This is a genomic window from Flavobacterium plantiphilum (genome assembly GCF_046000495.1).
In the GTDB taxonomy this organism is placed as follows: domain Bacteria; phylum Bacteroidota; class Bacteroidia; order Flavobacteriales; family Flavobacteriaceae; genus Flavobacterium; species Flavobacterium plantiphilum.
On sequence record NZ_JBELQA010000008.1, the window covers coordinates 122,948 to 137,945 of the forward strand.

Below are 14,998 nucleotides of genomic sequence, written 5' to 3' on the forward strand. Positions count from 1 at the left end.
ATGATGAAACCATTAGTGTCGATAATAATTCCTTGCTATAATCAAGGGGAGTTTTTGGATGAAACTTTAACATCTGTATTAAACCAAACCTATAGTAATTGGGAGTGTATAATGATTGATGATGGTAGTACTGATAATACAGCATTAATTGCTCAAAGTTGGATACAAAAAGATACACGATATGTTTATTTAAAGAAGAAAAATGGAGGGGTAAGCAGTTCTAGGAATTTAGGGATTGAAAAAGCTAAAGGAGATTTTATACAATTTTTGGATTCGGATGATTTACTAGCAAACGCCAAAATTATGGATTCGATTCAAGTAATTCAAAAATACAGTGTAGAAGTGGTGTGTTCTAATTATATTATGTTTACTGATACCAATAGTAATTATGAGTCTCCTTTTTCTCAAATTGGAGATTATGATTTTACATTTTACAACTTAGCTCGATATTGGAATAATGGTTTTACAATTCCAATTAACTGTTGGTTTTTTAAAACAAGTTTGTTTGATGATATAGAATTTCCTTTAGGTTTAACAGCACAGGAGGATTGGTTTACTTGGTTGAGGATTTTTAAAAAAAAGCCTAAAACGTATTATATTTCTCAACAGTTAGCTTTCTATAGGATGAATGTTAATGGGAGAACTAAATCAGGTAGCTTTTTTGACGAAACGCTTCAGGTAATTAATTGCTTAAAATCATTTTTAACCGAAGAAGAATTTAAAATAGTTTATGAATCGGCTATAATTCGCTATAATGAAGGGATGCTATATTGGAGAAATAGAGAAAATAATTTAAAAAATTCAAATACATATCAATTTGGTTTGCTTTGTAAAAAAGTAATAAAAAAACTAGGTTTATTACCCTTAGGGAAAAAGCTATTTCAATATTTAAAATTTCTTAAATGATTCCATTAGCAATAGTCATCCCATATTATAAAATCAATTTTTTCGAAGTCACATTGGATTCTTTGGCGAATCAAACCAATCAACAATTTAAAGTTTATATTGGCGATGATGCAAGTCCTGATAATCCAGCTATTTTACTAGAAAATTATCAAAATAAGATTGATTTTGTTTATCAGCGATTTGAACAAAATTTGGGAGGGAAGTCATTGGTACAGCAATGGAATCGATGTCTGGATCTTTGCAATGGTGAGGAGTGGATTATGATTTTAGGAGATGATGATGTTTTAGAGCCTCATTGTATAGATGCATTTTATACTCATTTAGAAGAAATACAAAGTTTAAATATTTCGGTAGTACGTTTTGCTACACAGGTTATTGACAAGGATGGAGTGACTATTTCACAAGTTCATCTGCACCCTAAAACAGAAAAAGCTGTTGATTTTTTAATTCGTAAATTAAAAGGAGGAACAAGAAGCTCTTTGAGTGAATATGTTTTTAAAAAAGAGTTGGTATACTATATACAATTTAAAGATTTTCCTTTAGCATGGTATAGTGATTTATTGGCAGTCTTGGAGTTTTCAAATTGGAAGCAAATTTTTACAATCAATGAAGCAATAGTCTATTTTAGACTAAGTGGTCTTAATATTACAAGTAGGAAAGATGATTTGACACTAAAAAATGTAGCTACTTTTAATTTTTACTATTATTTATTATCAAATTGTGATATTCATTTTTCGAAGGAAGAAATAGAGAAACTTTTAGATAATGTAGAAAGGACATTCTTGGATAATAAAAAGAATGTTCGACATTGGATTCAATTGTTTATGTTATATTTCATGTTTTTTCAATATAAACGTTTTCTAAAATTGGGTTTTAAAGTAAAAAAGAGTATTAGATGAGATTTTTAATTATAACCCAAGATTTAAGGGTTTCAGGAACCAGCCAAGGAATTATTGAACGCTCTTTTTTAGCTAAATTACGTAAATCCTATCCCAAATCTGTAATTGATGTGGAATACATCATCCATACTGACACAGAAGATGATTTGCATTTACTACCAGTAGATCATATTCAAAAAGATATAGTTAATATTAAAATTCCTTTTTCTACTATTTTTTTTAATCGGTTTTATTGGAGATTGTTTCATGTCTCATTAAAAGAACTTTATATTCAGAAGCAATATGCAAAAATTATATCGGTAATTGATTATCGTGATTATGATTATATTTTTATAAGAAGTGCAGGCATTGATTGTGAATCGATATTAGCAGCCCATAATCTGCCAATTTTAAAAAAGGCATATATTACTTTTAATGAGCCATATCCTTACTTTTGGTGCGCCGGTAATTATGAAGGATTAAGTAAACTTCATTTATATAGATTGAAAAAAATGCTAAGTGTAGTTGAGCAGGCCAAAGGTTGTATCGCTACAAAATTTTTAGCTAGAGATATGCAATTTTTGTACGGGACTAGAAAATCATTTTTTAATCTACCCCATCAATTCGTAGATTCTGTTTTTGAAATTAAAAAAACGAAAAGTTCTTTTTTTAAAAGTAAAAAAGTTTCAATTTCATATCATGGAGCTATACAGTTTGGTAGAAATCTAGATGACCTATTGGATGTATATTGTGAACTAGTCAAAGAAAATAATAGTATTAAAGAAAATACAGAATTTTTTGTAAGATTGAAAAGTTCTGAATACAATAGACTTAAAGCAAAATATTTGGAAACTGATAATATTTATATTTTAGAAGGAGTTGATTTTTCTACTTCATATTATGAACAAAGTATCATATCAGATATTAATATTTCATTAGAAAATGGACCAATATATTGTAGTGTCTTATTAGGAAAAGCTCCGTTATTAGATTTTGTTAGAAAGAGGATTTTATCATTAAGCCCATTGAGTAGTGAAATGAGAGAAATTATAAAAAATGATAAATATGTTGCTACATATGGTAATAATGAAGAAATCAAAAATAAACTTAAAGTTTTAATTGAAGAGGTCTTGAAAGATGAAATTTATGATGGAGAGGTTTTTAATAACTATTTTTCAGATGCAAATTTTAAAAAACAATTGGATGAAATTTTACAGTCGAAAAAATTATTTTAAACAGTTAAAATAAATCAATGAAAAATAAAATAAGAGAATTTATATTCAGGAGATATAATATCAGTTTTTCTCAAGGAGGAGGTGATGATATTCAATTGAATAAATTATTAAAAGTAAACACTCCGGGGGTTTATTTAGACATCGGTTGTTGGCATCCAGTTAAGGCATCAAATACTTATTTTTTTTATTTAAGAGGATGGAAAGGTATTTGTATAGATCCTAATCCTGATTTGAAGGATACTTATAATTTTTTTAGACCAAAAGATAAGTTTATTAATTGTGCTATTGGAGCACATGAATCAATTATGTCTTATTATAAATTGAATGATAATTTTAGTGCAATGAACACTCTAAATTATGATTTTATTGAAAAACATAATTTAAAAAATGAAATTAAGTCTGTCATAGATGTTCCTGTATATAATTTGAAAAATATTTTAGATAAAAATATTATTGAAGGTGATAGGTTAGATTTTTTTGATATTGATGTTGAAGGTTTTGATATTGAGGTGTTGAAGTCAAATGATTGGGTTAAATACAGACCAAAAATTATACTTGTTGAAAGTAATTTATCATTTCAAAATGATATTAATTCAGAAATTGTAAATTATTTAGAAGCAGTTGATTATAGGTTGGTGGCAAAATCTGTAATTAATGGAAATTTAGGAAATCTATTTTTATTAGATAATAAACAATAATTTTTACAGATGCGAATAGGAATGAATCCTCAAAAAGAGGAAAAAAAAGTTAACATGACAACCTATCATCGAATTGTGATGGTGGTTTATATCCCTAATGAAGAAGGATTTTATCAGAAATCATTAGAGGTTTTTAAAAGATGTTTAGACTCTTTGATTGCAACAATAAACCCAAATGCAGCTATAACTGTAGTGAACAATGGATCGTTTGACAAAGTTAATTCATTACTTAATTCCTATTTAAAAGACAATAAAATAAACACTTTAATTTCTCATAATTTTAATATAGGTAAAATAGATGCTCAAATTGGAGCAGCCAGGTCTTCTAGAGAAAAATTGATAACACTTACAGATGCTGACATATTATTTGTAAAAGGGTGGCAAGAGAAAGTGGAAGAAGTTTTTGCAGCATTTAAAAATGTAGGATCTGTTTCTCCAATTCCAGTGAGGACTGGTGTTTATGCTTACACAAGTTCTGTGCTGAAACAGATATTGCTAAAAAGAATAAAATTTAAATATCTCTCAATTCCTGAAAATTTTCATAATTATAATAGATTTTTAGAGAGTATAAACTGGGATTTAGATACTAATATAAATAATAAATGGGCAGTAATAGAGTCTAATGGGATAAAAGCCATTATTGGGAGTGCACATCAGGTGCTTACGATTGATAGAGACATCTTATTTATGACTTCACCATCAAATCCCTCCTTAACTCTGGTGGGTAGTAATTCGGAACATAATTACGTTGATGTGCCTATAGATAAAGCAGGGAAACTTAGACTAGCTACTTTTAATAACTATGCTTTTCACATGGGGAATAATTTAGAAGATTGGATGGAATCAATTACGTTCAATAATCAAACTAATGAGAGTTTAAAAACGTTAAAAATAGTAAATCCAATTTCTTTTGATTTGTTCAATACAAAAGCAAACAATAAATTATACAACCTTAAAAAGAAGATAGTGAAAAAGCTATTTTCATTATTCTATAAAAGAAGCGTATGAGTTGTAAATACTCCATCTTAATTACCTCCAAAAATAGGCTAACGGATTTAATTTTTACATTAAATAAAATCAATTATTTAATAGAAAGAACTGATGTAGAATGTTTGCTTTACGACGATGCTTCAACTGATGGAACATATAATTATGTAAAAGAAAATTTTCCTAAAATCATTTTATTAAGAAATGAGAATTCATTGGGTTTGATTCATAATCGCAATGTTTTATTGAATAATTGTTCAGGAGAATATGCCATTTCATTAGATGATGATGCTCATTTTGAATCAGAAAATGTACTGGAAATTATAGAAAATCATTTTAAAACTAATTCAAAATGCGGTGTCATTGCTTGTCGCATTTTTTGGGGTTTAAAGTTGCCTAATACTAGCATTTTGAATGAAGAAATAATACGTACCAAAGCTTTTGTGGGTTGTGGTCACATTTGGAATATCAAAGCATGGCGGGAAATTGCCAACTATCCAGAATGGTTCGTGTTTTATGGAGAAGAAGAATTTGCTGCTTTTCAATTATTTAAAAAAGCTTGGGAAATACAGTATGTTCCTCAAATTCTAGTTCATCATCGAGTGGATATAAAATCACGTAAACAAAAAAGCGATTACCAAATTCGTTTACGTCGTTCTTTACGTTCGGGTTGGTATTTGTATTTTTTGTTTTATCCCTGGAATCAAATTCCTAAAAGATTCAGCTACACCTTATGGATTCAAATTAAAAAAAAGGTTTTAAAGGGAGATGTAAAAGCTACTTTTGCTATATTACAAGCGTTAGGAGATGTTATAATTCATTTCCCTAAATTGATGAAAATTTCAAATAGATTAAATAAATCAGAATTTGATTCTTTTAATAAATTTGAAGAGACAAAAATATATTGGAATCCTTAAAATAATTTATGGTAGTTTATTCAAGACTTGGCAGTAAAGGGAATTTAGGAAATCATTTATTTCAAATAGCTTCTACTATTGGAATTGCAATCAAAAACGGACATGCGTTTAGTTTTCCTGAGTGGATATATTCTAAAAGTTTTAAAAAAAGTTTACCCGTTTATGATACAACATTAGAATATAAAAATATAAAGGAGAAAGCCTATAATTATTCTACTATACATTTGGATAAAGGAAATTATGATTTGAATGGCTGGTTTCAGTCTGAAAAATATTTTGATACAGAAGCAGTAAAAAAACAGTTCCAATTTAATGAGGAGTTAGTAAACGAAGTTAAAGAAAAATATAAAAAAACACTTTCTAAAAAGAATTTACTAATTTCAGTAAGACGAGGTGATTTTGTCAATAATCCCTACTATTATCAATTAGATTATAAGTATTATTTTTTAGCAATAACTACAAAGTTCCCTGATTGGAAAGAAAGAAATTTAGTTTTTACTAGTGACAGCATCAATTACTGTAAACAACATTTTAAATTTTTATCAAATGCAATTTTTATAGATAAATCAAATGTTGTTGAACAGTTAGTTTTAGCTTCGCTTTGTGATGATTATATAATAAGTAATTCTACTTTTTCTTGGTGGCAAGCGTGGTTGGGAGAAAAAGAAAATACGAAGATAGTGAGGCCAATTCAGAATTTTAGGGGAGATTTTAGCATAAAAAATAATGATAAAGATTATTTTCCAGACCGATGGAGCCCATTTAATTCAGTATCTGAAACAATACCATATAGATATTGGGTATTAATTTTGAAAGGAGAATATTTTAAATTTTTGGACTTGATAAAATATAAAAATAAATTTTATCAAAAGAAGTTGAAAAAGTTCATCAAAAAAATAATCAAAAAAGAGGAATACTATTGAAAACTATAGCCATAATCCCAGCTCGAGGAGGCTCAAAAAGATTACCTGATAAAAATAGAATTCCCGTAGGAGGGATTCCTTTATTGGTGCATTCTATTCGATATGCCCTAGCTAATACAGCAATTGTTGACGAGGTGTATGTTTCTACAGATGATGAAACGATAAAAAAAATTGCTTTAGACTACGGGGCAAAAGTTATTGACAGACCTAAATTAATTTCTGGCGATCTTGAACCTACGATTTCAGCCTTGAAACATGTTTTGGAAACGGTTGAAACAGAAGTGGAAAATGTTATTTTATTACAACCTACAAATCCACTTCGATCAGAAAATCTTTTAAAAGAAGCTTTTGAAATATATCAAAAAGATAATTACGATAGTCTGTTTACCGTAAGTCGTTCCGAACAAAAATTAGGTAAAATCAATAACAATCTATTTGTACCTTTTAATTATACCATTGGTCAAAGAAGCCAGGATATTGAACCTTTGTATTTTGAAAATGGATTGTTATACATCACTAAAGCATCGTTAATTTTAGAAGATATTATTATTTCAGAAAAGGCTTTTCCATTCGAAGTAAATCATATTTTTGCTAAGGTCGATATTGATACACAAGACGATTTAGATTATGCAGAATATTTATTAGAGAAATTTAAAGATTAGGCTTATCAATTTTTAAATCTTTAAATCATTTAGTTTTTCAATTTATAAAAATGAACCCACATATAGAAATAGCAGGCAGAAAAATAGGTCTCGATTATCCACCATTAGTCATTGCCGAAATTGGAATCAATCACGAAGGTTCTTTAAAAGTAGCTAAACAAATGGTCGATGCAGCGCATAGAGCAGGTGTTGAGGTAGTCAAACATCAAACTCATATTGTCGAAGACGAGATGAGCGGAGCCGCTAAAAAAGTGATTCCAGGAAATGCAGATGTTTCTATTTACGAAATTATGGAACGTTGTGCGCTAAATGAAGAGGATGAATTAGAATTGAAAAATTATGTGCAAAGTAAAGGAATGATTTTTATATCTACGCCCTTTTCCCGTGCGGCAGCGGAAAGATTGAAGAAGTTTAATATTCCGGCATACAAAATTGGTTCAGGAGAATGCAATAATTATCCTTTATTAGAGCATATTGCCTCTTTTGGGAAACCCGTTATTTTGAGTACAGGAATGAATACCATTGAAAGTGTTCAAAAGGCAGTAGCTATTTTTGATAAGCATAATGTCCCTGTAGCATTATTGCATACGACTAATCTTTATCCAACACCAATTCACTTAGTGCGTTTTGGAGCAATGACCCAATTACATCAGGCTTTTCCTGATAAAGTGTTTGGTTTGTCTGACCATACATTGAATAACAATGCCTGTTTAGGCGCAGTGGCTTTAGGCGCCAGTATTTTAGAACGCCATTTTACCGATACGATGGAAAGAACCGGTCCGGATATTGTATGTAGTATGGATGAAAAGACCTGTCAGGAATTAATTAATTCAAGTGCAGAAATTGCCCTAATGAGGGGCGGAACAAAAAAACCAGCTTTAGAAGAACAAGTCACCATAGATTTTGCTTTTGCAACAGTATGCAGTATTCAATCAATTAAAAAAGGGGAACTATTGACTAAAGAAAATATTTGGGTCAAACGCCCAGGAACAGGAGCAATTTTAGCAGAACAGTATACTGATATACTAGGGAAAACAGCTACTAGGAATATTGATAGTGATGAACAATTAGATTTTTTTGATTTTGAATAGTTCAAGAATATTTTTTTGATAAAAACTCCATCGCATCTACAGATGTATTCCCCTCTTGAGAGGGGTTAGGGGTGTGTTCCTTTAAAGTTAAAATAAAAAAAAGTTATGAAAAGAAAAATCATTCCTTACAATTCTAAATTAAAAGAATTAGCACGTGATCTGCGCAACAATTCTACAAAAGCCGAAATTATTCTTTGGTTAAAAGTAAAAGGAAAACAAATGTATGGATATGATTTTCACCGACAAAAACCAATTGATAATTACATCTTAGATTTTTTTTGTCAAGAATTAATGTTAGGAATTGAAGTCGATGGATACTCGCATGAATTTCTAGAAATCCAGCAGAAAGACTCCATTAAAGAAAAAAGAATGAACGAATTGGGGATTTTAGTACTTCGGTTTTCAGATTATGAAGTATTGAAAGATATGGAAAATGTAATCAGGGCGATCGAGTTTTACATTCAAGAATTCGAAAAACACACCCCTAACCCCTCTCAAGAGGGGAACTGAAGTAAATTGCGAATAAATGACCAAAGAACAAAAAATTAAAATGAAAAAAATCCTATTCCTAACTGGCACTCGTGCTGATTTTGGTAAAATAAAATCTTTGATTTCAATTGTGGATGAGAATCCATATTTTGAAGCCTGTGTTTTTGTAACAGGAATGCATTTGCAGAAAGAATATGGTTATACGTTGATTGAAATTGAACGTTGTAATTTTAAAAATGTTTATACTTTTGAAAATCATACCCATGAAACCACCATGGATTTGACATTAGCCAAAACCATTGAAGGGCTGTCAAATTATTGTAAAAGTAGTAATCCTGATATGATTGTAGTACACGGTGATCGATTGGAAACCCTGGCAGGAGCAATTGTAGGTTCGTTAAATAATATTTTGGTAGCCCATATTGAAGGAGGAGAATTATCAGGAACAGTGGATGAATTGATTCGGCACAGTGTTTCCAAATTAAGTCATATTCATTTTGTATCCAATGAGGAAGCAGCAAAACGCCTGGTTCAAATGGGCGAAATCAAAGAATCAATTTATACTATTGGCTCTCCGGATATTGATATCATGTTTTCAGATAATTTACCCGATTTAGAGACTGTGAAAAAGTACTATGAAATCAATTTTGAGGATTTTGCTATTGTTCTATTTCACCCAGTGACTACCGAAGCAAGTGATATGAAATTATATACTAAAAATTTTGTTTCAGCATTGTTAGAAGATACTCATAATTATATAGTTATATTTCCTAATAATGATTTAGGTAGTCAGTACATTATTGATGCTTACCAAAAATTAAAAGAAAATCCAAGATTTAGAATTATTCCATCGCTTCGTTTCGAATACTTTTTAACATTATTAAAAAATAGCCAATTTATTATAGGCAACAGTAGTGCTGGAATTCGAGAAGCACCCTATTATGGAATTCCAATTATAAATATAGGTTCACGCCAGAAAAACAGAGCTGTAAACGCCGATATTGTCAATGTAGATTATACTAAAGAAAGTATTTCAGGAGCATTAAACAGAATAGACTCTCATAACATGCAAACCATAATCTCAAATTTCGGAAGCGGTAATAGCACACAATTATTTTTTAAAGCAATTCAAAATAGAGATCTTTGGGAAATTAATCATCAGAAACAGTTTAGAGATTCGTAATAAGCTGTAAACTCTTTCTCTAACCCTTTCAGAGTTCATACCCTTTCAGAGTTCAAAACTCTGAAAGGGTTTAAAAATAAAAAATAACTAAAAACCGTTATCTATGAAAAACGATAATTACCAAAAACAACCTTTAGTTCCGGGAAATTATTATCATATTTATAATCGTGGGAATAATGGTATTGCTGTTTTTTTTGATAAGGGTAATTACGAGTATTTCTTAAAGTTATATCAACAATACATTTATCCAATCGCTGAGACCTATGCCTGGTGTTTGATGAAAAATCACTTCCATTTTTTAGTTTATATTCGCTCTGAGAATGAAATAAAAAAAGAAGCTTTAGAATTTTCGACAGTAGAAAAACCTAAAATTTTAGATGCATCAAAACAGTTCGGACATCTTTTTAATGCTTATACACAGGCTATTAATAAAAAATACAATCGGACGGGCAGTTTGTTTGAAAAACCATTTGAAAGAAAACGGGTTGATTCGGAAAAATATTTAAAGAATTTAATTTATTATATTCATAATAATCCCATTCATCATGGTTTTGTGAAAAATAGTATTGAATACCCATGGTCTTCTTACGAAACGGTCCTGTCCAATAAACCTACCAGATTAAAGAGAGAAGATATTATTGAAATTTATGGTAGTAAAGAAGCTTTTATTAGCTATCATCAAGAAAAACAAAATTTGGAAAACATTGTAGAACTATTGTTAGATTAGAGTTCAAAACCCTTTCAGAGTTCAAAACTCTGAAAGGGTTTAATAAAACAAATTATAATGAAAAAACTTGGCGTAGTAATCACAGATGGAGTAGGTTTTCGAAACTTTATTTGGAGTGATTTTTTAGTAGAGGCAGAGAATATATTTGATGAGGTAGTAATTTTATCTTGTTTGCCCCAAGAAGTATATACCGGTTATGTCACCAAATCCAGAATACAGGAACTCGAAGTTTTTGAAGAAAAATTTCCTACCTGGTTTTTTAGGAAAGCCAAAGAAGTAGCTCATTTAAAATTACATCAAAAAAATAATTTTGGAATTCAGGATAGTTTGCGTATCAATCATTCTAAATTAAAAACGCCCAGAGGTTATGCTACACGTTTCATTTTTAAACTGACTTCTGTTTTACGTTCAGAAAAATGGATTCAAACATTCAATTCCTGGCAGCAGAAAACCTTTAAAAACAATCCGGTTACTACAGGATATAAGAAAATTTTAGAAGAGCATAATTTTGACATATTGTTTTTCACCCACCAGCGTCCGCCTTTTATAGCCCCTTTAGTATATCAGGCAGAAAAGTTAAAAATTAAAACAGCTTCGTTTATTTTTTCATGGGATAATCTGGCTTCCAAAGGCAGAATGGCAGCTAATTTTGATTATTATCTGGTATGGAGTGATTTAATGAAAACCGAACTGCAACAGTTTTATACATCAGTTAAAAACCAAAATATTAAGGTAGTGGGTACACCCCAATTTGAACCCTATGTTTTAAAAAGATATGAGGTTGTTAAGGAGGAATTTGTAGCAAAATTTAATTTAGACACTTCTTTAAAAACGATTTGTTTTAGTTGTGGGGATAGTTCTACCAGTAAAAATGATGAATTATATATTACAACAATTGCCAATGCTATTATAAATCAACAAATAGAGCATGTCAATTTTATTGTTAGAACCTCTCCTGCAGAGGATCCTGTTCGCTTTGCTTCATTTGTAGAACGTTTCCCATTTATAAAATGGAATTATCCCCGATGGACATTATCACGCACAGGGCATCAGGAAGTTTGGTCGCAACGTATTCCATCGGTTGAAGATGTGAAGGATTTAAGAGGTCTGTTAGAATTTTCAGATTTAAACATTAATATGTTATCCACCATGAGTTTGGATTTTATGGTATTTGATAAACCTGTAATTAATACCGTTTTTGGAAATCCTGAAAACGGATTATACAATGATCAGCGGTTTTTAAACTACGCTCATATTGTAAATGTTGTCAATAGTAAGGCAACTAAAATAGTGAAAGATCAGGAAGAATTGATTACAGCAATAAATCAATATTTAGAGAATCCAAATTTAGATTCAGAAAACAGAAAGCAATTGCTACAATTACAGCTAAGTAAACCGTTACTCAATACAGGAAAAAGAATCGCTCAAACTTTGTTACAATGGGCATAAGTAAAAATAAAATAGCTATTCTTTGTGATTATGAATTACTTCCGGAACGAGTAGGAGGTATGGATTATTTTTTTTGGGCATTTGACGAAAAATGTAAAGAAAATAATATTCAGGTAGATTGGTTTTTTCCCAATGTTTCCACACATGGTAAGTATGCTAATCTAAACATAAAGAGTACAAATTATCAATCATTAGAGCATTTTTTCATTGATTTTCACAATAAAAACCACACGGCATATTCGCATATTATTACCCATTTTTTAGAATTGTGTACTCCTTTTTATTCTAAATTAAGTAAAATATCAACTGCTAAAGTTATTGCCGTAGATCATAATCCCAGACCTCTAAATGGCTATCCATTGAAGAAAAAAATACAAAAAAGGATTAAGGGACTATTATATTCCAGATACATTAATACTTTTATAGGAGTTTCAAATTATACAAAAGAAGAACTCATCAAAGATTTTGGAACTCAAATTAAGAAGAAGATTAAACTTATTTACAATGGGATTGTATTAGAGGATATTCAGGTAAGACAAAAAAGAAGTGAAACTAAGCCACGTTTTTTAACTGCTTCTCATCTTCGGGAATCCAAAGGAATTCAGGATTTAATCCATGCTGTTTTTTTATTATCAGAAACTATAAAGGAGGAAATAGTGATTGATGTTTATGGAGATGGTCCTTATAAAACAGAATTACAAAATTTAGTTATAAGTTTAGATTTGTCAACTTGTTTTAATTTTAAGGGAAGTACTTCTAATTTAAAATCGGTTTATTGTAACTATGATTATCTATTGCAACCCACACACATGGAGTGTTTCAGTTTGTCTGTTTTAGAAAGCCTTGCGGCAAATGTACCCGTTATCACAACGAATGTTGGAGGAAATCAAGAAGCTGTAACAGATGGTATAAACGGCTATATTGTTAATGCTAAAAACATAGAGGAACTCACAAACATAATTCAAAGCACTTATTTTGGGGATAAAAAAATAGAAATAAATACCAGAACATTAATTGAAAATTCTTTTTCATTAAAAAAAATGGTAGAAAACCATTGGGAGTTAATTAGGGAATAAATAATTTTTAATTTTGCACTCACAACTCATCCCGATAGCTATCGGGACTCACAACTCACAACTCACAACTCACAACTGAAAAATGTTCTTCAACTCCTTCGCTTTTGCGATTTTTTTACCCCTAGTATTTGTACTGTACTGGTTTGTGTTTAATAAAAACAAAACCACACAAAACACCCTTTTAATACTGGCCAGTTATTATTTTTATTCCTGTTGGGATAGGCGGTTTTTATTTTTATTGGTTTTTTCCACATTCTTAGATTATTACACCGGAATCCGAATCGAAAGGAGCAAAAAAGAAAACAGCCGGAAATTTTGGTTCTGGTTAAGTATCGGAATCAATCTGGGATTTCTGGGAATGTTCAAATATTACAACTTCTTTGCCGCTTCTTTTGCCGAAATGATGTCTGGTTTTGGTCTAAAAACATCTCCGTTTTTGCTCGATGTCGTTTTGCCTGTCGGAATTTCATTCTATACTTTTCACGGTCTGTCGTATGTAATTGATATTTATTATAAGCGAATTAAACCCGAATACAATTTTGTCGATTATTCATTATTTGTAAGCTATTTTCCTCTTCTGGTGGCGGGACCTATTGAAAGAGCGACGCATTTATTGCCTCAGGTCAAAGTAAAAAGGGAATTTAATTTTGGCAGAGCCAAAGAAGGAATGCATCAGATGTTGTGGGGATTATTCAAAAAAGTAGTAATTGCCGATACCTGTGCAACCTATGCCAATGCCATTTTTGATCATTATGAGTCGATGAATACGCTGTCACTGTTGGTTGGTTCCGTTTATTTTGCGTTCCAGATCTATGGCGATTTTTCCGGTTATTCAGATATGGCATTAGGAATGTCAAAACTTTTCGGAATAGATTTGCTTAAAAATTTCAACTATCCGTATTTCTCCAGAGACATAGCCGAATTCTGGCGACGCTGGCACATTTCATTATCCTCATGGTTTCGGGATTATTTATACATCCCGTTAGGAGGTAGTAAGGGCGGACTCTGGATGAAAATCAGAAACACTTTTATTATCTTTTTAGTCAGTGGTTTTTGGCATGGAGCCAATTGGACCTATGTGGCCTGGGGATTCATCAACGCGCTGTATTTTTTACCTTTACTGTTAAGCAAATCCAACAGAAATAATCTGGATACCGTAGTTTTAGACCGAAGCTGGAAAACGCTCAAAACGATAGCACAAATTGGGTTAACTTTCAGCTTAACGTGCCTGGCATGGATTTTTTTCAGAGCAAAAACCATTACAGATGCCATTTTGTACATCAGAAATATGTTTACAAACGGAGATTTCACAGCGCAGTATTTAACCAATGAGAGATACAATTACGAATTAATCATCATGATAATACCATTTGTTATTGTCGAATGGAACAATCGTACCAAAGTTGAACCCATTTCAGGAAAATACCAAACGTTCAAACTAGCTTTGTGCATCGCTGCAATAATCGCATTAGGGACTTACTCAGATTATAAGGAATTTATATATTTTCAGTTTTAATACGATTATCAAATAGAGTGCAGTCTGCATTCTAATGAATTTTTGAATTTATTTGAGTTATTAATAAATTATATGTTTTGTCAAATCGAGCACAGTCGAGATTTTTTTAGTATTATAATTTGCCGACTTGCACAAAATGTTAAAGTATAAATATATTTGTCACCTCGAGCGCAGTCGAGAGGAGAGCGCAGTCGAGAGGCGAGCGCAGTCGAGAGGCGAGTGAAATCAGGAGTAAGTAAATTGAGATGTGTTTAGTTGATT

The 14,998-nt window shown here is 30.8% G+C and carries 15 protein-coding genes; all 15 read left to right on the plus strand.

Going from position 1 to position 14,998, the window contains the following annotated elements; genetic code table 11:
* The 15 genes from ABS764_RS13990 (at position 1) to ABS764_RS14060 (ending at position 14,737) form a co-directional block, all read left to right on the plus strand.
* On the plus strand, positions 1–906 hold the full coding sequence (locus ABS764_RS13990; RefSeq protein ID WP_408082407.1) for a glycosyltransferase family 2 protein: 906 nt from the start codon (positions 1–3) through the stop codon (positions 904–906).
* Positions 903–1,805 (plus strand): glycosyltransferase family 2 protein, encoded by a 903-nt coding sequence (locus tag ABS764_RS13995; RefSeq protein WP_408082408.1) that lies wholly within the window; start codon positions 903–905, stop codon positions 1,803–1,805. Before ABS764_RS13990 ends, ABS764_RS13995 begins: the two co-directional genes overlap by 4 nt.
* The gene (locus ABS764_RS14000) at positions 1,802–3,019 is read left to right on the plus strand and encodes a hypothetical protein (protein ID WP_408082409.1); all 1,218 of its coding nucleotides are present in this window, start codon (positions 1,802–1,804) and stop codon (positions 3,017–3,019) included. Before ABS764_RS13995 ends, ABS764_RS14000 begins: the two co-directional genes overlap by 4 nt.
* 17 nt (positions 3,020–3,036) lie before the next feature.
* Positions 3,037–3,717 carry an FkbM family methyltransferase gene (locus ABS764_RS14005; protein ID WP_408082410.1) on the plus strand — a complete coding sequence of 227 codons (681 nt, stop codon included), beginning with the start codon at positions 3,037–3,039 and terminating at the stop codon, positions 3,715–3,717.
* 21 nt (positions 3,718–3,738) lie between these two features.
* Positions 3,739–4,725, plus strand: a complete 987-nt coding sequence (locus ABS764_RS14010; RefSeq protein WP_408082411.1) for a glycosyltransferase family A protein — start codon at positions 3,739–3,741, stop codon at positions 4,723–4,725.
* Positions 4,722–5,621: a glycosyltransferase family 2 protein gene (locus ABS764_RS14015; RefSeq protein WP_408082412.1), complete on the plus strand. Its 900-nt coding sequence runs from the start codon at positions 4,722–4,724 to the stop codon at positions 5,619–5,621. The genes ABS764_RS14010 and ABS764_RS14015 overlap by 4 nt, the downstream gene beginning before the upstream one ends.
* 8 nt (positions 5,622–5,629) lie before the next feature.
* Positions 5,630–6,544: an alpha-1,2-fucosyltransferase gene (locus ABS764_RS14020; protein WP_408082413.1), complete on the plus strand. Its 915-nt coding sequence runs from the start codon at positions 5,630–5,632 to the stop codon at positions 6,542–6,544.
* Positions 6,541–7,206, plus strand: a complete 666-nt coding sequence (locus ABS764_RS14025; protein WP_408082414.1) for an acylneuraminate cytidylyltransferase family protein — start codon at positions 6,541–6,543, stop codon at positions 7,204–7,206. The genes ABS764_RS14020 and ABS764_RS14025 overlap by 4 nt, the downstream gene beginning before the upstream one ends.
* A 50-nt stretch (positions 7,207–7,256) precedes the next feature.
* Positions 7,257–8,297, plus strand: a complete 1,041-nt coding sequence (neuB, locus tag ABS764_RS14030) for an N-acetylneuraminate synthase (RefSeq protein WP_408082415.1) — start codon at positions 7,257–7,259, stop codon at positions 8,295–8,297.
* Between the two features lie 105 nt (positions 8,298–8,402).
* Positions 8,403–8,807 carry an endonuclease domain-containing protein gene (locus tag ABS764_RS14035; protein ID WP_408082416.1) on the plus strand — a complete coding sequence of 135 codons (405 nt, stop codon included), beginning with the start codon at positions 8,403–8,405 and terminating at the stop codon, positions 8,805–8,807.
* Positions 8,808–8,847: 40 nt separating this feature from the next.
* Positions 8,848–9,969 (plus strand): UDP-N-acetylglucosamine 2-epimerase, encoded by a 1,122-nt coding sequence (gene neuC / locus ABS764_RS14040; protein WP_408082417.1) that lies wholly within the window; start codon positions 8,848–8,850, stop codon positions 9,967–9,969.
* 103 nt (positions 9,970–10,072) lie between these two features.
* The gene (locus ABS764_RS14045) at positions 10,073–10,696 is read left to right on the plus strand and encodes a transposase (RefSeq protein ID WP_408082418.1); all 624 of its coding nucleotides are present in this window, start codon (positions 10,073–10,075) and stop codon (positions 10,694–10,696) included.
* Between the two features lie 57 nt (positions 10,697–10,753).
* Positions 10,754–12,145: a CDP-glycerol glycerophosphotransferase family protein gene (locus ABS764_RS14050; protein WP_408082419.1), complete on the plus strand. Its 1,392-nt coding sequence runs from the start codon at positions 10,754–10,756 to the stop codon at positions 12,143–12,145.
* Positions 12,136–13,221, plus strand: coding sequence for a glycosyltransferase family 4 protein (locus ABS764_RS14055; RefSeq protein WP_408082420.1), 1,086 nt, complete (start codon positions 12,136–12,138; stop codon positions 13,219–13,221). Before ABS764_RS14050 ends, ABS764_RS14055 begins: the two co-directional genes overlap by 10 nt.
* Positions 13,222–13,303: 82 nt before the next feature.
* Positions 13,304–14,737, plus strand: coding sequence for an MBOAT family O-acyltransferase (locus tag ABS764_RS14060; protein WP_408082421.1), 1,434 nt, complete (start codon positions 13,304–13,306; stop codon positions 14,735–14,737).
* Positions 14,738–14,998 lie beyond the last annotated feature (261 nt).